The sequence below is a fragment of the Acinetobacter halotolerans genome (assembly GCF_004208515.1).
Taxonomy (GTDB): Bacteria; Pseudomonadota; Gammaproteobacteria; order Pseudomonadales; family Moraxellaceae; genus Acinetobacter; species Acinetobacter halotolerans.
Genome location: NZ_SGIM01000020.1, coordinates 1 through 21156, shown reverse-complemented (window position 1 = coordinate 21156; position 21156 = coordinate 1). Strand labels below are relative to the sequence as shown.

General features: G+C 38.5%; 21 protein-coding genes. 13 read left to right on the top strand and 8 right to left on the bottom strand.

Going from position 1 to position 21156, the window contains the following annotated elements; genetic code table 11:
* Positions 1-201 precede the first annotated feature (201 nt).
* Positions 202-660, top strand: coding sequence for a hypothetical protein (locus EXE30_RS15555; protein ID WP_130163188.1), 459 nt, complete (start codon positions 202-204; stop codon positions 658-660).
* Positions 661-903: 243 nt separating this feature from the next.
* On the opposite strand, the gene EXE30_RS15545 is transcribed toward EXE30_RS15555, so the two are convergent.
* From EXE30_RS15545 to folE2, 4 genes are read right to left on the bottom strand one after another with little or no spacing between them, the layout of a single operon-like run.
* Positions 904-2259 (bottom strand): dihydroorotase, encoded by a 1356-nt coding sequence (locus tag EXE30_RS15545; RefSeq protein ID WP_130163187.1) that lies wholly within the window; start codon positions 2257-2259, stop codon positions 904-906.
* On the bottom strand, positions 2249-2809 hold the full coding sequence (locus EXE30_RS15540) for a gamma carbonic anhydrase family protein (protein ID WP_130163186.1): 561 nt from the start codon (positions 2807-2809) through the stop codon (positions 2249-2251). Before EXE30_RS15540 ends, EXE30_RS15545 begins: the two co-directional genes overlap by 11 nt.
* 22 nt (positions 2810-2831) lie before the next feature.
* A complete protein-coding gene (hisI, locus tag EXE30_RS15535) occupies positions 2832-3251 on the bottom strand; it encodes a phosphoribosyl-AMP cyclohydrolase (RefSeq protein ID WP_130163191.1) in 420 nt (139 codons plus the stop codon).
* A complete protein-coding gene (gene folE2, locus EXE30_RS15530) occupies positions 3245-4147 on the bottom strand; it encodes a GTP cyclohydrolase FolE2 (protein WP_121930031.1) in 903 nt (300 codons plus the stop codon). The genes hisI and folE2 overlap by 7 nt, the downstream gene beginning before the upstream one ends.
* A 110-nt stretch (positions 4148-4257) precedes the next feature.
* On the opposite strand from folE2, the gene EXE30_RS15525 reads away from it, so the two are divergent.
* The 11 genes from EXE30_RS15525 (at position 4258) to EXE30_RS15480 (ending at position 17590) form a co-directional block, all read left to right on the top strand.
* Positions 4258-4971, top strand: coding sequence for a D-Ala-D-Ala carboxypeptidase family metallohydrolase (locus tag EXE30_RS15525; RefSeq protein ID WP_130163185.1), 714 nt, complete (start codon positions 4258-4260; stop codon positions 4969-4971).
* A gap of 6 nt (positions 4972-4977) precedes the next feature.
* Positions 4978-5376 carry a transcriptional repressor gene (locus EXE30_RS15985; RefSeq protein WP_004671820.1) on the top strand — a complete coding sequence of 133 codons (399 nt, stop codon included), beginning with the start codon at positions 4978-4980 and terminating at the stop codon, positions 5374-5376.
* Between the two features lie 15 nt (positions 5377-5391).
* The gene (gene zigA / locus EXE30_RS15520; protein ID WP_005196487.1) at positions 5392-6615 is read left to right on the top strand and encodes a zinc metallochaperone GTPase ZigA; all 1224 of its coding nucleotides are present in this window, start codon (positions 5392-5394) and stop codon (positions 6613-6615) included.
* A gap of 759 nt (positions 6616-7374) precedes the next feature.
* Positions 7375-9840 (top strand): acyl-CoA dehydrogenase, encoded by a 2466-nt coding sequence (locus tag EXE30_RS15515; RefSeq protein WP_130163184.1) that lies wholly within the window; start codon positions 7375-7377, stop codon positions 9838-9840.
* Positions 9841-10093: 253 nt separating this feature from the next.
* Positions 10094-11080 carry an acyl-CoA desaturase gene (locus EXE30_RS15510; protein ID WP_130163183.1) on the top strand — a complete coding sequence of 329 codons (987 nt, stop codon included), beginning with the start codon at positions 10094-10096 and terminating at the stop codon, positions 11078-11080.
* On the top strand, positions 11080-12354 hold the full coding sequence (locus EXE30_RS15505; RefSeq protein ID WP_130163182.1) for an NAD(P)/FAD-dependent oxidoreductase: 1275 nt from the start codon (positions 11080-11082) through the stop codon (positions 12352-12354). Before EXE30_RS15510 ends, EXE30_RS15505 begins: the two co-directional genes overlap by 1 nt.
* 16 nt (positions 12355-12370) lie before the next feature.
* Positions 12371-13186 (top strand): DUF1365 domain-containing protein, encoded by an 816-nt coding sequence (locus tag EXE30_RS15500; protein WP_130163181.1) that lies wholly within the window; start codon positions 12371-12373, stop codon positions 13184-13186.
* Entirely contained in the window at positions 13161-14360 is a 1200-nt protein-coding gene (locus EXE30_RS15495) for an SAM-dependent methyltransferase (RefSeq protein WP_130163180.1), read from the top strand. The genes EXE30_RS15500 and EXE30_RS15495 overlap by 26 nt, the downstream gene beginning before the upstream one ends.
* A gap of 33 nt (positions 14361-14393) precedes the next feature.
* Positions 14394-15173: a DUF1295 domain-containing protein gene (locus EXE30_RS15490; protein WP_130163179.1), complete on the top strand. Its 780-nt coding sequence runs from the start codon at positions 14394-14396 to the stop codon at positions 15171-15173.
* Positions 15174-15181: 8 nt separating this feature from the next.
* Entirely contained in the window at positions 15182-16231 is a 1050-nt protein-coding gene (locus EXE30_RS15485; RefSeq protein ID WP_130163178.1) for an SAM-dependent methyltransferase, read from the top strand.
* A gap of 30 nt (positions 16232-16261) precedes the next feature.
* Positions 16262-17590, top strand: coding sequence for a sensor histidine kinase (locus EXE30_RS15480; RefSeq protein WP_130163177.1), 1329 nt, complete (start codon positions 16262-16264; stop codon positions 17588-17590).
* On the opposite strand, the gene EXE30_RS15475 is transcribed toward EXE30_RS15480, so the two are convergent.
* The 4 genes from EXE30_RS15475 to pcaU all read right to left on the bottom strand — a co-directional run bounded on the left by EXE30_RS15475 (position 17587) and on the right by pcaU (position 20450).
* Positions 17587-18282: a response regulator transcription factor gene (locus EXE30_RS15475; protein WP_130163176.1), complete on the bottom strand. Its 696-nt coding sequence runs from the start codon at positions 18280-18282 to the stop codon at positions 17587-17589. The two genes, EXE30_RS15480 and EXE30_RS15475, sit on opposite strands and share 4 nt — an antisense overlap.
* 13 nt (positions 18283-18295) lie before the next feature.
* Complete coding sequence (locus tag EXE30_RS15470) at positions 18296-18796, bottom strand: chalcone isomerase family protein (RefSeq protein WP_130163175.1); 501 nt, start codon at positions 18794-18796, stop codon at positions 18296-18298.
* A gap of 84 nt (positions 18797-18880) precedes the next feature.
* Positions 18881-19471 (bottom strand): nuclear transport factor 2 family protein, encoded by a 591-nt coding sequence (locus EXE30_RS15465; RefSeq protein ID WP_004671797.1) that lies wholly within the window; start codon positions 19469-19471, stop codon positions 18881-18883.
* 154 nt (positions 19472-19625) lie between these two features.
* Positions 19626-20450 (bottom strand): IclR family transcriptional regulator PcaU, encoded by an 825-nt coding sequence (pcaU, locus tag EXE30_RS15460; protein WP_130163174.1) that lies wholly within the window; start codon positions 20448-20450, stop codon positions 19626-19628.
* A 250-nt stretch (positions 20451-20700) separates the two neighbouring features.
* Here pcaU and EXE30_RS15455 point away from each other — a divergent pair.
* Positions 20701-21156, top strand: a 456-nt coding sequence (locus EXE30_RS15455) for a 3-oxoacid CoA-transferase subunit A (RefSeq protein ID WP_130163173.1), incomplete at its 3' end; no start/stop codon positions are given.

Below are 21156 nucleotides of genomic sequence, written 5' to 3'. Positions count from 1 at the left end.
ATGGTGAGGCTTCGTTATGTAATCATTTTTATCATAACGAAGCTTTTATTTGTAGGGTTCTATAAAAAGATACTGTTTGATAGATTTTTTAAAATAAAATTATTTTTCTCAGGAAATAATTTTAAATCAATGTCTTGTGTGTATTTTTGGAGGTGCATGTAAGAATTTTTATTGAAATAAAAGAGGGGGAAGGGAAGGTAAATGTTAAATAAAATCAAAAAAAGCTTGTTTATAATTGGAGTGTTGTCATTTACAGGGTGTTCTATAATTGAAAAAAAATCTTGCATTAATAGTTTTGATAATAGGGTTGCTGTTCTAACGCAGGACGTTAAAGTTGTTAATTCAATCAACTTTGTTGATAAGAATATTTTCTGTGGTAATCAGCCTTCTAGTAATTTTTATGATAATTTAGATACGTTTCTATCAGGACTAAATAATAATCAGAAAAAGGTTTTTTACGCCACTTTATTATTTGCTGAGTTTCATAGAAACTATAATGGTGGGGAGTTTATTGATTTCTTATTAGAAAATAAGATTGATATTTTTGACCAATATATTGAAATTATAAATGATCAAGAGTTGTTATCAAAAATGAAATATGCAGATGAAGAGTTACAGAATCTTAAAATATTAGGGGAAATGTTAAAAGGAATAGATTGAACTTATAAATTAAATTTTAGTTGCCTATTAACAAAGCCCAATAATTCCTTTTTTGTAGAAAACTTACAAAGGATCAATCCTGTATTGATCGATGAGAGAAATGAGATGTTCTTAATTATAAGAACCCAATTTCAATTTGGTCTATTTTCAACGGGGCAATATAATACTTACACCGTTGAGCAGACCGAAACAGAACTAAAAGTTGTAGAGTAAGCGAGTTCTGAATTTAATCAAATATCCTTCCTATCGATCAATCTCTAAAGCTTTGCCTCGACAACTTAAAAACAATTGTTGTTGATGCCACGCAAGTTGTCCTGAAACAATAGTGGTATCAATCTCATAACGGAAAGTTTTATCCTGGAAAGGACTCCAATTGCACTTCATGTAATTTCGTTGATCTTTCACAGCGATACGTTGCGTATTTTCTCTAAGTAAAACGAGATCAGCCCAATAGCCTTCACGAATATAACCACGATCTTTGATCTTAAATAAGTCAGCCACTTGATGAGAGGTTTTACGTACCATCGTTTCTATACTGAGCTTTCCATCTGCAACCAGTTCCATCAATGCGGGCAGAGCATGTTGTACCAAAGGCAGTCCAGATGGAGCATTCAAATACGGTTGCTGTTTTTCATCCCAAGTATGGGGTGCATGATCAGTCCCAATAATATCCAAACGGTTGCTGTTTGATATTGCATTGATCAGCGCTTCTTTATCTTGTTGGGTTTTGATTGCTGGATTACATTTAACTAAATGTCCAAGTACAGCATAGTCAGAATCATCAAAACTGAGATGATGAATACAAACTTCAGCAGAAATATGCTTTCGATTTAAGGGTAAGTCTTTAAAGAAGCAAAGTTCTTTGGCAGTTGTAATATGTAAAACATGCAGTTGGGTTCCATATTTTTCAGCCAATGAAACAGCCAGTCGTGAACTTTCATAACAGGCCTGTTTGTCTCGAATTTTAGGATGCATTGCTGCTGGAATATCTTCGCCATATTTTTGCAAATAAAGTCGTTCCTGATCTTTAATCCGAGGCGTATATTCACAATGGGTCAATAAGATAGTCGGTACATTGGCAAACAACCGTTCAAGAATTTGAGGATCATCGACCAGCATATTGCCAGTTGAGGCACCCATAAACACTTTGACACCACTGACCAATTTTGGATCAAGTTGTTCAATAGTGTCTAAATTGTCAGAACTCACACCAAAATGAAATGCATAATTGGCCATGCTGTGCTGTGCAGCAATCTGCTTTTTTTGCGCTAAGGTTTCTAAGTTCAATGTCGCGGGATTGGTATTGGGCATATCCATATAACTGGTAATGCCCCCAATCGTTGCTGCCATAGATTCCGATGCGATACTGCCTTTTTGCGGTGAGCCAGGATCTCTAAAATGAACTTGATCATCAATCATGCCGGGGATCAGCCAAGCACCATTTGCATCAATAGTTTTCGCATTGAAAATACCTGTGATATTGCTAGCGATTTTCTCGATTCGTCCATCTTGAATCAGCACGTCTGCAATATACTGTTTATCTTCATTCACTAGATTGGCATTGCGAATAATGATCTTGGGAAATTGTTTAAAACTCATTGTGCAACGCCTTATAACCTTTGACTAACTCGATATTGGTGCTGACCACACTTTCAGAAAACTCACTGATCGAAACATCAACAGGAGGATATTGGCTTAAATCGGTTTTAGGATTGATATAGCTCATGGCAGGAACATAAAAGTGACTCGGTAAATCACGCCCATCGACCACTGCATTATGTCGAATCGCACTATGATCACCGACTTTGCAGTTGAATAAAACGCTATTAAAACCAACAAAAACATGGCGACCAATTTCACAAGGACCATGAATAATCGAACGATGTGCAATCGATGAGTTTTCTCCAATTGTCACTGCTGCACCAGCTTTGGAGTGAATCACCACGCCATCTTGAATATTGGAATTTGCGCCGATAATAATCGGTTCCATTTCTCCATTTTCATCAGTTTCATCTGCTCGAATCACCGCATAGGGTCCAATAAACACATTGGCATGAACAATCACTTTCCCACAAATAATCGCGGTTTGATCGACATAAGCAGATTGATCAATGACAGGAAGATGACCAGATGGATTTTTACGAAGCATAGAATTACCACTTTAAAAAAAGTTAAATCATCGGTTGGGTTAATATCTCGACCTGATCACCTTTTAGACCAAGATAAAAACAGTTGGGGCGTTGGGTGTGGCAAGCAGGGCCGATTTGATTGACCAGAAACAAAAGGCTATCGCCATCACAATCAAGTCTGGCTTCAATCAAATGCTGCCGATGACCTGAACTTTCGCCTTTTCGCCACAAACATTTGCGTGATCGCGACCAGTAACAAACTTGTTTTGTTGTCAATGTTTCGATTAAAGATTCGGCATTGACCCAAGCCATCATCAGTACATCTTTGGTATGGTGATCTTGCGTGATGGCTGGGATCAGGCCATCTTGATTCCACTTGATCTGCTCAAAAACATTGTTGAAATCAAACTTTTGTCCTAAGGCACCGTATTCCATGCGCTCAAAAATTGGCAGTTTTACCATTGCCATGAACCCCGAGCCACCGCGTCATGTGCATGCAAACTTTCGGCATGAATGACTTTAAAATTGAAGCCTTTGATATTTTGATGATTTAGAAATGTGCTATATAAACGTCTTAATGCATCTTCACAAAACATAAGGTTTTGACCGTTGGCGACTGCAAATGCTTGTTCATCAATACGTTTTACCGCAGTTTGCACGGCTGTCATGAGTGACTGTTCAGCTTGATTAATGAATAAAATTAAAGGGATGTGTTTAATATTTTGATCGAGTTTGAAATTGAGAATGGCAAAGCTTCTTTGACTATGCGGTGTCGCTGCGATCGCGTCCGTGGTATTGAGCCAGTCCACGATTTGTTGCTGGTCTAAACTGATTTCTTGATTAGCCAATGCCGTTTGAAATCGTTGTTGAATAATATTTCTAGCGAGCGCCGCAGAACAAGGGCAAGTCGAAGAATAGGGAATCTCGACTTTTAATCTCGCTTCAAATTGATCCTTTAGAAGTTGACAAGACAGCACAAAAGGATAACTTTTCCAGCCTGATAAATTACTAATCAATGCGGGTCTTTCGATATAAAGCTCACTATGAATTTCGATTTTGGCATGTTCAGATAAACCTTTGTGGCTTTCTAAGAAGTCTTTTAAAACATGTTTGATATCAAATAGGCTGAGATTGCTGATTTTGGTCAGTTCTAAAAGTCGGGTATATAGGCGTGACATGTGGATCCCTTTGGCGAAAGGATCATCTAGGCTGACAAAGGCGTTGATTTGGCTTGGGCAACGTGTATTTTCGATATGTACTGGTAGCGCAATGTTTTCCATACCGACCCAGTCAAGGGAATGGCTATATGCTTTTGGTAAGGTAGATTCAGCAGATATATCTGGAAGAACAAGATTCATTTGTTTGTTTGCTTACGTTGTAATGCTTATTGTTATGTTATAACATTACTGTAAGCATCTACAAGATCGCTGCGTAGTTAATTTAACTTGAGAGACTCTGAAGAATCAAAATGAACAAAATCTATCTTCTCGGATTCATTTGCTGTCTTTCTGCATGTCATTACCCCAATAAAGCTGCTCAGTTGAATCCAGAATTAAAGACTGAACAGAAACATGCTATTTCAAAAATTATTCTACAAGAAAAGCGTATTCCATCTTCTTACCTCCAATGGGTCGCCCAAGCGAATCATCAACAACAAATTTGGGCATACAAGAATTTTTTAAACCGTCAGGGCATTTCTTCTTATATTCCAAATTTTGAATTTTTCCAGACAGCGAGAGATTGGCAGAAATGTAATTATGCTGAATATGAAGTTCCACCCAGAGAACTATGGAGGAACATTGTTCCAACTTTGAATATTCTTAATCAATTGATAGAACAAAAGCTGATTGATCAGTTCACGGTGACATCAGTGTATCGAAGCTATGCTTTAAATCAGTGTGCTGGCGGAGCGGGCGCATCTAAACACGTCTTTAATGCAGCACTCGATTTTCGTATTGGTAGTGAAAGTCCAGATTCGATTGAACAAATCCATATCGAGAAAACAAAAACTAAACTTTGCCAGTTTTGGCGAGATCAAGGCGCAGCACTGAATATGGGGCTAGGTGTTTATGCATCAGGACAAATCCATATTGATGTATCGGGATATCGGACATGGGGTGTCGATCATCGTTATACCTCATCGCCATGTATGAACAATTTCTCTAATAATAACAATGAGTAAAACGCAATGAAATTAACCATAGCTCAGCAAAATATTTTAGCGATATTAAAAGCAGAAAACAAAGCCATGAGTGCTTATGAGTTGTTGGAAAAGGCAAAACCCTATGGTTTTCAAGCCCCCATCCAAATCTATCGAATTCTTAAAAAGCTCACTGATCAATGTCTCATCGTAAAACTCAATACATTAAATATGTATGTTCTGAATCAAGCTGAACTCACAGCAAGTTATCAATTATTTACCGTGTGTACCGAATGCCAAAAAGTACAAACCCTTGCTATTCCACAACTTAAAAACTGCGTGGAATCATCTATCAAAGCCAAAAGATTCAATCCTAAATACCCATATTTAGAAGTATTAGGTCAATGTTTTTCATGTATTTCCAAACATGAAGCCCAGCAAATTTAAAAAGTGAGAAAGCCAATGAATCATTCTTTAGCCACTCCATCTAAACTTCCTGTCACCGTATTATCAGGATTTTTAGGCGCAGGAAAAACCACGTTACTCAATCATATATTGAATAATCGTGAAGGGCGAAAAATCGCCGTGATCGTGAATGATATGTCAGAAGTCAATATTGATGCCGCTTTAGTTCGTGAAGGCGGGGCAGAGTTATCTCGTACAGATGAAAAGCTCGTTGAAATGAGTAATGGGTGTATCTGTTGTACCTTGCGAGAAGATTTGCTTATTGAAGTGCGTCGCTTAGCTGAAGATAATCGTTTCGATCAACTGGTAATTGAATCGACAGGAATTTCCGAGCCATTACCTGTTGCTGAAACTTTTACTTTTGAAGATGAAAATGGCGTTTCACTGAGTGAGTTTGCTCGTCTAGATACCATGGTCACGGTGGTCGATGCTTATAATTTTTTAAAGGATTATAGTTCACTCGACAGTTTGCAATCGCGTGGTGAATCACTGGGTGAAGAAGATGGGCGAAATGTGGTTGACCTTTTGATTGATCAAATCGAGTTTTGTGATGTGATCGTATTAAATAAAGTTGATTTAATTAATGCTCAAGAAAAAGAACAGTTATTTGGAATTTTACATTCACTCAATCCGAGAGCAAAAATTGAAATTTCAGCTTTTGGCCAAGTAAATTTAGATCGTATTTTAAATACCAATCTCTTTGATTTTAATGAAGCGGCGCAAGCTCCGGGTTGGCTAAAAGAGCTCAGAGGTGAGCATACTCCTGAAACAGAAGAATATGGCATTCGCAGTTTTGTTTATCGTGCCAGAAAACCTTTTCATCCACAGCGTTTTTTTGATTTTGTAAACTCAGAATGGAAAGGCGTTATTCGCTCAAAAGGCTTCTTTTGGTTGGCATCTAATCCTGAATTTGCAGGCACTTGGTCTCAGGCAGGTGCGATGGCGCGACATGGTGTCGCAGGTTATTGGTGGGCGGCTGTAGGTGATGAGCATTGGCCTGAAGATCAACCCAGTCGTGAAGCCATAGAGAAAAACTGGGATGAGTTAACGGGTGATGCACGTCAAGAAATCGTATTGATTGGCATGGATATGGATGAATCAAATTTAATCCAACAATTCGATGCTTGTTTATTAACTGATGACGAAATGGCATTAGGTGCAGAAGAATGGGAAAAGTTTGATAACCCGTTTGTTGAATGGGCGGATATGATCGTTAAGTAAATACAAAGAGTCTGAATAGTGATGAAAGTGGTTTACGATCTATAACTGTTTGCGAGCTAGAGTTTTCTAAAAGATGTAATTGCATAAATAGGGAACTCTAGTTTTTATTATCCAGCTATAGTGATATCTCAGTGTTAAAGTTTTAATGGTTATCTGAGCAGTCAGATAGGTTTTAAGCTATTTTGTAGTAGGCAATGCCTAGATCTTTAAATCAAGCACTGGGATAACATGATCTCATTTAACTTATATGCTCACGGTGGCTAAAAAATTCTATTGGTATTTTCTTTAAATAAAAAAAAATTATATATTTAGTCATAGAATAATTTATTGTGAAAATAATGAATTTTTTTTTAAATGTGATTTACCTTGTTGATGCGAGACGTGCTCCAAAAGGTCGCTATTTGTTGATATTTCTCATTGCTATCGCCAGTGAACCTATAGGTTTAAGTTATTCTTCATCTATCTATTTATTATATTTTTTTGTTTGTTCTTTAAATAAATCTGTTGATATCAAATTACATCACAGATGAATTATTAAAATAATCACTATTTTTTACTTAGGTTTTGTTTTGCAAGAATTATGTAATGTTTGGTAGCTTACAGGCAAAATAAAAAAACTCTCTGTACAATAAAATTTCACTCTTTCTTCACTCACTTAAGACTAAATTCGATTTTACTCATTTAAGACCAGATTCAAACATAACGTTAATTAATTAGACTTCATTTTTCTCAGTTCAAGTTCAAGGCAAAGGAGCAACCATGACTCTACTATTGATATTGCTTAGCTTGTTGATTCAGTTTGTTATACTGTGGGCTGTATTTTATTTCGAACTCAATCGAACAACCGGTAGTATTCTTTCTATTCTCATCGCTATCCTGTGTAGTGTTTTTATCACACCGTGGAGTTTATTGATTGGATTACCGATCATCATAATGAGTGTGATTTTACTCATTCCTCCCTTGCGTGAAGCCCTTATTAGTCGTCCCGCTTTCAACTTACTCTCCAAAGCGATGCCAAGTATGAGCAGCACAGAAAGAGAGGCGTTAGAAGCAGGTACAAGCTGGTGGGAAAAGGAATTATTCATGGGTTCTCCCGACTGGGAAAAATTTGATGAGTATCCTTATCCTCAGCTTTCAGTAGAAGAACAATCATTTATAGATAATGAAGTGCAGCAATTGTGCTCAATGCTAGATGAATGGAAAATTCATCACCAAGATAAAGACTTGCCGCCTGAAGTTTGGCAATTCGTCAAAGATAAAGGTTTTTTAGGGTTAATTATTCCCAAGTCATTTGGGGGCAAAGAATTCTCACCTTTTGCACAAAGCCGAATTATGAGCAAAATTGCTTCACGTTCTTTGACTGCTGCTGTGAGTTGTATGGTTCCAAATTCATTGGGTCCAGGTGAGTTATTGTTGCACTATGGAACTGAAGCACAGAAGCAGCGTTATTTGCCCGGTTTAGCAAATGGAACGGAAGTACCATGTTTTGGTTTAACCAGTCCAGAAGCGGGTTCAGATGCGGGCGCGATTCCAGATACAGGTGTGGTGTGTTATGGAACATATCAAGGTCAAGAAGTCCTTGGTCTGAAAATGAATTTTTCCAAGCGCTGGATCACACTTGCACCGATTGCAACTGTTATTGGTTTGGCGTTTAAACTCCATGATCCAGATGGCTTGTTAGGGGACAAAAGCAAAGTCGAATATGGCATTACCTGTGCCTTAATTCCTGCAAGTCACGAAGGCATAAAAATTGGAGCAAGACACAATCCCGGTGCACCATTTATGAATGGTACTGTTGAAGGGACAGATATTTTTATCCCGATTGATTGGATTATTGGTGGTCAGCAAAATGCAGGTAAAGGCTGGCGCATGCTGATGGAATGTTTAGGTGTTGGTCGTGGTATTTCACTGCCTGCATTGGCAACGGCTGCGGGTGAAATGAGTTATCTGTTGGTCGGTGCTTTTGCCAGTGTTCGTCAGCAGTTCAAAGTGTCTGTTGGGCAGTTCGAAGGTGTGCAAGAAGCGACCAGCGATATCGCCAGTGATGCTTATATGCTGGAGTCATTCCGCTACTTAGTAACCTGTGGTTTGAACCAAGGCGGAACACCCGCAGTAATGACCGCGATGGCGAAGTACTATGCCACTGAAGCGATGAGAAAAGTGATTAATCATGGCATGGACGTTGTAGGTGGACGTGCAATTCAACTTGGGCCGCGTAATTTCCTTGCGTTGACTTATCAATCAATTCCAGTTGCGATTACAGTTGAGGGTGCCAATATTCTGACACGTTCTTTGATGATTTTTGGTCAAGGTTCGATGCGCTGTCATCCCTATTTATTCGAAGAGTTACAGCTGTTGCAATCGGAAGATAAAGCATCTGCCTTAAAACAATTTAATCCACTATTGTTTAAACACCTTGCTTATACATTCAACCGTGCAGCAAAAGCAGTTGCATTTGGCATCACAGGTGGCTCAGATCATGGCTCTAAACAGTCTGATCAATTTTCAAAACCTTACTACAGCATCATCAACCGTATGAGTGCAGATTTTGCCTTAACAGCAGATATGGCACTCGGTATTTTGGCGGGGGATTTAAAACGTAAAGAAATGCTTTCAGGACGTCTGGCTGATATCCATTCTTATTTATTCATCGCAACTGCGATTTTAAAATATTATGAAAATGGTCAACGAACTGAGGCTGAACAGAAGCATGCAGAATTGGCATTAAATAAAGCGTTATATAATGCACAAGAAGCATTTTTCGGATTTTACGAGAATTTTCCAGTCAAGATTGCAGCTCAGTTGGTGAAATTGATTTGTTTCCCATTTGGTCGACCTATTTCAAAACCTTCGGATCAACTTAAACAAGATGTTGCTCAATTACTTTTACAGGAACATGCGTTCCGAGAAGAGTTGAAAAAACATGTTTATTATACAACTGAAGAAAATGATGTGATGGGAAGAATGGAGTCAACATTCCAAATGCTGCTCACTGTGCAACCCCTATGGAATAAGTTTAAAAAAGCTGAATCTAAAGATCAGTTTAAAGGGCTTACTTTCGAAGAGCACATTGCGGATGCAGTATCGGTTGGTTTCATTGACTCAGGCGAAGCAGAAAAGCTCTTGCAATACAACGCAAAACGCTATGACAGCATGCTGACCGATATCTTTGATGAGCATTTAGAAAATGATTTGATCCCAGAAAATCCTCATCTAAAAAGTTAATAAAAGATAGAAGTGTAGAAAAGCGAGTTATGTATGACTCGCTTTTTTATTTACCAATTCTGTTTTTTCAATACTTCGTCTAAATCAATTTTGTTTGTTCTTATAAAAAATCAACAAAAATATATGCTTATTCAATAATTTTATACTATGATGCATTAAGTAGCTTAATCAATTGCGTTCGAGCTTCACATAAATTTCATGTCAAATTAACTAGAATCAAAACTATAAAAAAGAGATGGGTCAGGAAGAATCAATGCTTAAATTTTTTCTGCGATGGATAGACAGTTGGTCGATAACGCATACTTCCGAGACAAATGAGTTTGATACTTCAAAAACCTCAAAAGATCCCAAAATTCAGTGGCTCAGAATTCTACCATTTATTATATTGCATCTCGCGTGTTTAGCCGTATTTTGGGTCGGCGTCTCATGGTTTGCTGTGTTTTTCATGCTGATATTTTATTTTATTCGAATGTTTGCAATTACTGCATTTTTCCATCGTTATTTATCGCATAAGACATTTCAAACCTCACGAGTTGTACAATTTATTTTTGTGCTGATTGGCACAATGAGCGCTCAACGCGGTCCATTATGGTGGGCGGCACATCACCGTTATCACCATCGATATACCGATACGGATCATGATCCGCACTCATCAAAACATGGGTTTTGGTACAGTCATGTGGGTTGGTTTTTAAATGAGCAGAATTTTTCTACCCGTAAAGAAGTGATCAAAGACTGGCTTAAATTTCCTGAGATTGTGTGGCTAGATCGGTTTAGTTTGCCTGTGGTGTTGATCACGGCTTTGGCCATTTACGGTTTTGGTGAGTGGTTAGCCGGTGCTTATCCAAGCTTAGGGACATCGGGTTTGCAGTTGCTGGTTTGGGGGTTTGTTATTTCAACTGTTTTGTTGATCCATGCGACTTTATGTATCAATTCGCTTGCGCACCTCTATGGCAGTCGGGACTTTGAAACCCCAGACAATAGTCGAAATAATCTATTCCTATCCATTATCACATTAGGTGAGGGATGGCATAACAACCACCACTATTATGCAGGTAGTACCAGACAGGGTTTCTTTTGGTGGCAAATAGATATTACCTATTATCTTTTAAAAGTCATGTCTTGGCTGGGACTGATATGGGGAATAAAGCCTGTGCCACACCGTATTTACACTGCACGTAAAAGCCAACTCAAAAAATTCAAAATGAACTCAAATAAAATTCATAGCAAGGAGTCTTGATGAAGATTGCAATCGTAGGCTCTGGTATTTCAGGCATGTATGCTGCGTGGAAATTATCTAAACAGCATCAAGTCACTATCTTTGAGAAAGAAAATTATTTTGGTGGTCATACTGATACGCATGATTTATCGATTGATGATAAAAACGTGGCGGTTGATAGCGGTTTTATTGTGTTTAATGATTATAACTATCCCTTATTCAGTGCCATGATTGCTGAATTGCAAGTAAAAGCTCAAAGCAGTGATATGAGTTTTTCAGTTAATAATCAGGTGACAGGGCTACAGTACAACCCTTCAAAAAAATGGTCACTATTGACCAGACCACACAACTTTTTAAATAAAAACTTTCGGATCATGTTGTCTGATTTAATTCGTTTTTATCAGGACAATAAAGATGTTTCGGTAGATGAGTGTGATGCTGATTTAACAATTGAAGACTATTTAAATAGAAATGATTATTCGCAGGTGTTTAGACACGAACATCTATATCCAATGTGTGGCGCACTTTGGTCAAGTCCTGTCGATCAAGTGGGCAAAATCCCTTATAAGTTTGTGGTGAGTTTTTTTCAACACCACCGTATGTTGCAATTAAAAGATCGACCGCAATGGCAGACGGTAAAAGGTGGGTCGGCATCTTATATTCACGCAATTCGAGCAGCTTGTCCTTCCATACAGTGGAAGAATGCCCCAGTGCAGCAGGTAATACGTGCTGATGATTCCGTTACGATTATTACCGAAAAAAATCAGGAAACTTTTGATTGGGTTGTATTTGCCAGTCACGCGGATGACACTTTAAAGCTGATCCGAAATCCTTCGGCAATTGAGCGAGATATATTAGGCTGTTTCGATTATCAAGATAATTTTATGGTCGTACACAGTGACAGCTCGATCATGCCAAAACGTCGATCACAGTGGGCGAGTTGGCATGTGCATGTGACAGCTCAAGATCAGTCTAATAAAAAATCTAAAGTGAATAATGTGCATTATGGATTTACCTATTGGATGAACAGCTTGCAGAATCTACCGTGTAAAACACAGGTGTTTTCGACACTCAATCCAAATATGCCAATTGCAAAAAACAAGATTTATGTCGAACGTCATTATCGACATCCTGTATTTGACAAAAAAGCAATCCAAGCACAAGCACGTTGGCATGAACTAAATGGCAAAAATTGCAGTTCCTTTTGTGGTGCGTATTGGGGATGGGGATTCCATGAGGACGGAGCAAGTAGTGCTGAACGTGTAGTCGAACCTTTATTGAAGATATCTGATTGATATTGGGAGTGATGATATGTTTAATGATTCACTTTCTATCGCAAAAGCAAAAATCAGGCATCGCCGTTTTGCGCCCAAACTACATCACTTCGAGGCATCGTTGAGTTATCTATGCTTTGATCCCGATCAAATAACGGAAAATTTGGGCAAATCATGGCTGTGTTCTACACGTCGCTGGAATATTTTAAATATTTATGAAGATGATTTTCTTCGAGAGCATACAGGGACAATCAGACAGAAAATAAAAAAAATCCTGTTGCAGCAAGCCGATACCATTTTGTCAGCTCAAGCAGAAATTCGTGTATTGGCTTTACCGCGAACGCTTGGTTTTAGTTTTAATTCGGTGGTGTTTTATTTTGTTCTCAATCAGCAGCAACAACCTATTTTTATATTAACTGAGATTAGCAATACGCCGTGGAATGAACGGAAAGTCTATGTACATGATTGCCGACATAAATTACAAAACCATAGCCAATATGAGGCGGTAGAGTTCGAGTTTGAGAAAAGTTTCCATGTTTCCCCATTTATGCCGATGGATATTCAATATAAATGGAAGTTTAGTTTTTCTGACGTGCAGCATGTCATTCATATGCAACTGTATCAGTCGCAAAAAATGATCTTTGATGCAACGATGCGCTTCAACTTGGAGAACATCACACTTCCTTCACAGCTCAATCGATATGCTATTCATCATGCCTTCGAACCTTTCAAGATGTTAGCTTCAATTTATATACAAGCATTTCATCTATGGCGAAAGAAAGTTCCTTTTTATCGGCATCCTAAAAAAGATAAGGATTTAAAACAACATGATGAAAACGCTAATTTTCGGTGAACACGATTCACTACCTTTGGTTCTACGAAGCTTGCTTAAACTTCGTCATGGTCAAATTCATTTTCGTGGAGAATGGAATGGCACTGTTGGTGAGGTTTCAGATTTAGAAGCGACGATAGAGGTTCATAATAAAGAGTTAATCAATCTCATTTTTAAAAATGGTGTGCTCGGTGCGGCTGAAGGCTATATTCAAGGCTATTGGAGCAGTGAGCATCTAGTGGAAGTGATTCAGATATTGGCGAGAAATCGTCATGTGCTAGACAAAATCAACCAAAATGTCATTTCTCAAGTGAGTCAACTGGCGTTAAAAGCGTGGTACAAAACCCGTAAAAACTCACTCACAGGCAGCCGTAAAAATATTGCTGAACACTATGATCTGAGCAATGATTTCTTTAAGTTATTTCTCGATTCTTCAATTATGTACTCCAGTGCAGTGTATCAGCACAAGGACATGACTTTAGAACAAGCTTCAGACTATAAAAAAGAGTTGATCTGCCAAAAACTACAACTCAAGCCGATGGATCATTTGGTTGAGATTGGAAGTGGTTGGGGTGGTTTTGCAATTTATGCCGCGCAAAACTACGGTTGTAAAGTCAGCACCATTACTATTTCACAAGCTCAATATGACGAAGCAACCAAACGCATTGCAGATGCTGGCTTGAGCCACCGTGTAGATGTTCAACTTAAAGACTATCGTTTATTGGAAGGCAAGTTCGATAAATTAGTCTCTATCGAGATGATCGAAGCGGTGGGCGAGCAATATTTATCGACCTATTTTAATAAATGTAGATCTTTATTAAAACCCAATGGCTTGGGCTTGATTCAAGCGATCACGATTGAAGACGCACGTTATAAAAAAGCGTTGCATACCGTGGATTATATTAAACGCTACATTTTCCCAGGCAGTTTTATTCCGTGTATCAGTGTGTTGACTCAAGCTGCATCTGAACAACAGTTACGTTTAAAACATCTTGAAGATATTGGTTTGAGCTATGCGGAAACCATTCATCAATGGCGGGAGCGGTTTTTAAATGCCGAAGCACAAGTTTTAGCACTAGGTTTTGATGAAAACTTTATTCGAATGTGGGATTTCTATCTTTGTTATTGCGAAGGTGGCTTTAAAGAAGGGGTGATCAGTGATGTGCATCTCTTGTTCGAAGCAAGTCCGTATTAATAAGTCACTTATTTGATGCATTAAGGAGGCAGTATGTTGTGGCAATTGTTTTTACTTGATGCAGTGGTGATGACCATTTGTTGGTTATGGGCAACATACAATCATCGTGCAGGCATCGTTGATGTGGCATGGAGTTTTTGTATTGTTCTTAATATCGTCATGACAGCATGGTTGGTTGACGTTGCCCCAGTCAATGTCCAGTTATTCATTGGAATATTCAGTTCAATTTGGTTCTTGCGTTTGAGTTGGCATTTGTTACGCCGTTATTTAGCAGAGCATGAAGAAGATCGACGCTATGCCAATATGCGTCGTGCGATGGGGAAATATCAACATCTTGGTTTTTTCGCTTTCTTTATGTTTCAGGCAGGCTTGGCGATGTTGTTTACGATTCCAATGTGGAGTTTGCTCAATGTTCCAAGCGCCGTATGGAGTGTTCAAAGCAATGATTTTCTGATTATTGCGGGCATGATCATGGCAATTGCTTTTATCGGTGAGGTGATCGCAGATCAACAACTTTATCGGTTTAAGCAAAACACGCAAAATCATGGCAAAACCATGGATCAAGGGCTATGGCGTTATTCACGTCATCCAAATTATTTTTTTGAATGGATACATTGGTTTGCTTATCCAGTTTTAGGATTGGCAGCTGGTTTATATAGCTTGTGGATATATCCAGTGTTGATGTGGTTGTTCTTGTACTACATCACAGGTATTCCATTTAGCGAACAACAGGCTTTAAAGAATCGAGGTCAAAATTATCTCGATTATCAAAAACGAACTTCTATGTTTATTCCGTGGAAACCCAAAGAGTAGGTACGCGCATGGACTTTATTATTCAAAAATCATTAAAACTCGTTGAGAGCGGTCTAGTACCTGATCAGGCGATTCGTGCCGCAATCCGTGCATTGAGCAAAAAGCGCTTGATTCAAGAAGGGCGCTATGACCCTGAACAAGGTGCTCAACGTTATATGGAAGTGCTGAACATGCTGAAGCACAGTGAAATTGCAATCGAAACGGACAAAGCCAACGAGCAACATTATGAATTGCCAACTGCTTTTTTTCAGGCTGTTTTAGGAAAAAGGTTAAAATACAGTGCATGTTTTTTTCCACATGAAAAAACCACTTTGGATGATGCAGAGGAATTTTCGCTGCACATTTATAGTGAGCGGGCGCAATTGCAGGATGGTCAACACATCTTGGAGCTTGGATGTGGTTGGGGTTCATTTACATTATGGATGGCAGAACGCTATCCCAATGCAAAAATTACTGCAGTGTCTAACTCTGCAACCCAACGTAAACATATCTTGGCGGAAGCCGAAAAGTGTCATTTAAATAATATTGAAGTGATGACTTGTGATGTCAATGTCCTTGAGTTAACAAAGAATTCATTTGATCGCGTGGTTTCCGTGGAAATGTTTGAGCATGTCAGAAACTATCACAAGCTGTTTGAGAAAATTCAATCATGGCTTAAAACGGATGGATTGTTATGGTGTCACATTTTCTGTCATCGTTTTTTACATTATCCTTTTGAAATCAAAAGTGAATATGACTGGATGTCGAGATACTTTTTCTCTGGTGGATTGATGCCTGCAAGTTCAACTTTTTTACACTTCCAAGATCATTTAGAACTTGCACAGCATTGGCAATGGTCAGGTACTCATTATGAAAAAACTGCCAATGCTTGGCTGGAAAATATGGATCGCAACGCTGAACAATTAAAACCCCTTTTTGCAAAAGTGTATGCACAAGATGCTGAGGCATGGTGGCAACGTTGGCGTATATTCTTCATGGCTTGCGCAGAGTTATTTGGTTTTGAGCAAGGTCAAGAATGGGTGGTCGGTCACTTCCTGTTCAAAAAGAAAGCCGTATAATGAAATGAGAATCTGCTAGTAGATCAGCCTATGTTTAGACGCAATAAAAATGATGCAAATACCCATCCACTCAGTGAGATGTTTAATCGCCATTATTGGTTGCAAATTGGGCTGATCGCACTTTCGATTATTATCGGAATAGCCTGTAGTGCTTGGGTTATCAAGGGTTCACTGTTAAAAACTGCCCTTGAACAAGAAATGGATCACTATTGGATGCGAATTGAGCGGAATCCCAATGCTGATCTGCCTGATACAAAAAATTTATATGGCTATCGTTGGGAAACTGAAACACCACCAATGGCATTTAAACATCAAGTTTTAAAAGCAGGAGTACATCGGATATTTGTTGATGGTAAAGAACGAATGACGGTGTATGGCGAACAAAAAGGGCAGCATGTGCTGCTGGTTTTTGGTGAAAGCAACGTCAATAAAATCGTTTGGATGTTCGGTCTCGCGCCTTTGATGTTTAGCCTCATCGTGCTATATAGTTTTTTATGGTGGTCTAACCGTCGAGCGCGACGATATTTTTCACCGATCACACGATTGGCAAATGCTTTAGAACATATTGATTGGGCGCATCAAAATAAAGAAGCGTCTCCGTTTCAAGGGATCAGTACCAATGGCAATATGGAGGCTGAGTATCTGAAGCAAGCATTAGAAAAATATCACCAAGTGCTGAATGACTTTATCAACCGAGAACGAGAGTTTACTGGTGATGTGAGCCATGAGTTACGCACCCCGCTTACGATCCTAAAGGGAAATGTGCAACTGTGTCAGTCTCGTTATGGCAATGACAAATCTTTAAGTCGTATTTCGAATACCATTGAGGATATGCAACTACTTGTTGATACTTTATTGGCAATCGCGCGGAATACGACCAACACTTTAACGGCAGAGCAAATTTGTCTATCAAATATTATCAGTGAGTTGGTTAGTGATCTCGAGTCTGTCGGTCAAACTAAGGGCATTGAAATCTTGGTTCAATATGATCCGCACGAATTTCCAAGACTTATCTATCCTTCGATGACCAAGATGGTGCTGAGCAATATTTTACGCAATGCATTGAATTACTCGCAAGGGACACATATTCATATTATTCAACGTAAGAATAGTATTGTGATTGCTGATAATGGTATCGGAATCAACATGCCAAATGATTCTAAAGTACAAGAGTTAAGCGCGAGTCAGCTTCAAATTAAAGCAAAAGGGCATGGTATTGGATTACAACTGGTGCAGAAACTCTGTAATCAATTGGGATGGCGTGTAGAGTTGTTTGATCGACAATACTATTTAAACACGCATCCACACCTTCAACTCGAGAATACAACAGGTCTAATAGTTGTTGTTTATATGAACTAACATGAGTGATCTTCTAATGCGACCTTTAATCCAACACCTGAAACGGTGTGAATCAGCTTTTGTTGAAACGGTTTATCAACCATTTTACGTAAATTATAAATATGACTGCGTAAGGCATCACTTTCAGGTTCTTCATCACCCCAAAGCTCAATAATAATTTCTTGTTTGGTAATGACTTTGGGCGAGTTTCTCATCAAAATTTTTAATAATTTAAATTGAATGCGTGCTAAATCGATTTGTTGACCAGCACGAGTTACGGTCTGAGTGGAACTGTCTAAAATAAGATCGTGGATCTGAATTTTGTTTGAAGAAACTTCGCCAAGAGAGCGTTTGATTAAAGCACGTATGCGCATGACCAATTCATTAAAATCAAAAGGTTTAACCAGATAGTCATCTGTACCAGCAGTAAATCCTTTTAATTTATCATCTAGTGTATCTCTCGCAGTCAGCATCAACACAGGAATATCTTTGCCTTGATCATTCCGCAACCATTCACATAAATCATAACCTGATCCATCAGGTAAATTAATATCAAGCAATAACAAATGATAGGGTTGATGCTTAAGAAAATTTCTTGCTGCATCAAGATTCCGCGCATGGTCGATCACAAAGCCATGTTCTTCTAAAAACTCGCATACAGTTGCAGCAAGCTCATAGTGATCTTCGACCATCAGAATAAATTGATTGTTCATAATTAGATTCAAGTTATTGATTTAGTAGTTGTTGCTTTAATTTAGCATTGAATGGCGAACTTCCAAACCAAATTTTGAAATACTGATTGGCTTGATTGTCAGTGATTTTTCCCAGTGGCTTTTGATTGAGAAATAATGAAAGGGTTTGATTGGATTGGGTGTATTTTAATGAATATAAATCACCTTTTTGTACAGGTTTATACAGTGCTGTAATTCGATTTAAAGGTGAGTCTTCTGAAAAGTCAGGAATATTTTTCTTGAGGAAATGTGTTGCTGCACGTTTGAATGCCCATTCAGGAATGTCACGCGTGTATAAGAAATCTAATTGAATATCTTGCGTTTCCCATTTTTGTGTACAGTCTGCTGCATAGTAGCTCACATTACCGACCTCTTTTTTGGTGACGATAAGGGCGGCATTTTTACACAATTGCGTATTCGCAGAACTCTGAGAGGCAGTCGTTAATAAAAAAACCGTACTCGATAGCAGTAATAAATTTCTGTAATAACCATGCATCTCAGACCTCAATATTTAAAAGTTAAGTTGTCTATCTATCCTTCGCTTTAATCATGAAGGTGCTCAATTTATTTCCATGATTTTCTACTGGGGTGAGCTGGATTTTAAGTTATTTTTAAAAGGTAAAATCATGGAGTAAGCTTTGCCGACATAAGGCAGAGAACGAAAAAGTCCATCGGCAGGATCCCAGTAATCTTGTTGGAAAACGATCTGATTTGAACCATTGATCTTGATTTGGGTGATGCCATAGGATGCCATCGATTTAGTACGACCAAACATTTTAAAATCATAAGCCATATACCAATGTATATAAGCTGAATCACTTTGATGTGTGGCACTGACCAATTTTACAGTCACATTACTCACACGCTTATTCATACCTTCAAAATGTTGTATTAAATCTTGTTTATTGGAAAATTGAGAAAGTGTGTCATTTATAAAAAGCTGATCTGCATACAGTTGACTTGCATTTTTTACGAAATCATCTGTTCCTAATGTATTAAAAGCGGTAACGAAGCGTTGACCAATTATTTGAGCTTTTTCATTGTCTAGCGTGATCCCTGTTATTTGTTTATCTGCATTTTGATAATCAGATGTATAACTTGGAACACTTTTACATCCGACTAATGAAATCAAGGTCAGCGTTGAAACTGCTAATGTTCTGAAGAGAGCCATATCTAATATCCAATTCCACTTTAAGATCTATACTAAAAGTGTTGATGTGAACAGGATGTGAACAAGTTCAATAAGAATAAAAGCATTTTTTATAAAAATTTGAAACTCGCTCCCAAAGCTGTGCGTGACTTTGGAAGGAGCGGGAGACGATTGATCAGATCACTTGGCGTAAATCACGTGAGGTTTCCATCAGTAAAGGCAAAATATGAGTGATTAAATAATCTTTTGTTGTACGCATGGTGGGCGAGACGATATTTAACGCCGCAACGACATCTGCATTTGAGTCATAGATCGGCACAGCAACAGCATGTACGCCAAGCTCATGTTCCTCACATGAGTAGCACCAATCTTGTTCTTTAATTTCATGTAGAAGTGCTAAAAATTCCTCACTATCGGTATGTGTATATTTGGTCAATCGTTTCAGTGGATATTTTTTCAACCATTGTTTTTGTGCATCCAAATCAAGATGCGCAAGTAAAATTTTACCTGCTGAAGTGGCATGTGCAGGGAGTCGATTACCAAGATGCAGACCGTATGGATTCACTCGATCGGTTTGTTGATGTGCCGCACTACGTGCAATCGTAATGGCTTCATAGCCATCTAAAACCATAACCGAATAAATCAATGAAGTCTGATTGGTGAGCAAATTGAGTAAAGGCTGACAGATCTTAGGTAGTGGCGAACCATCTAAGTAAGCACCTGAAAATTTAAGGATTTTAGGGGCTAAAAAATAATAATGCCCATCAAATTCTAAATAGCCTAAGTATTCTAAAGTAAGTAAATGGCGTCGAGCAGCGGCACGTGTCATGCCCGTTTTTTCCGCCGCCGTACTAATGTTTAGGCGGTGTCGTTCTGGACCAAAACATTCCAAAATGGTTAAACCTTTCGCAATGCCTGCAATAAAGTCCTCATGTCGAATTGATTTTTTATTTTCACTGTGATGAATAAATCGAACAGTTTTTTCTTGATCACGATCCATATGGTGAAGCTCCGATTCGTCATTTTTAGTCTCTCGTTATGATTCTAATCAAAAGGCGACTGTTTTACTTGGATAATGTTCGATCATCGAACATAAAAATCATATATCGAACAAAATACACTTTAAAGCATAGAAGTACGTTCAAAATTTATCAAGAATAAATACAAGCAATCCGAACAGAACACTCAACTTCATTGGCTCGCTTTTAGGCATGAAAGATTGAGTGACTTATCGTACAGGAAGTAGGCAGATGATTGATAAGAGTAGCACCTCATTGACCGAGATTTTATCCCAAATAAAAGACGGTTCAACCATCATGATTGGTGGTTTTGGCACCGCAGGACAACCCGCTGAACTGATCGATGGCCTCATTGAACTCGGTGTCAAAGATCTGGTGATCGTCAATAATAATGCTGGCAATGGCGATTATGGTCTTGCCAAACTCCTAAAAACGGGCGCGGTCCGTAAAATCATTTGTTCTTTCCCACGCCAGTCTGATTCATGGGTATTCGATGAACTTTACCATGCAGGAAAAATCGAATTAGAACTTGTCCCACAAGGCAATCTCGCTTGCCGTATTCAAGCCGCAGGTATGGGTTTAGGTGCGGTATTTACCCCAACAGGCTTCGGAACATTATTGGCAGAAGGTAAAGAAACCCGTCATATCGATGGGAAAGACTATGTCCTTGAATCTCCCATCAAAGCG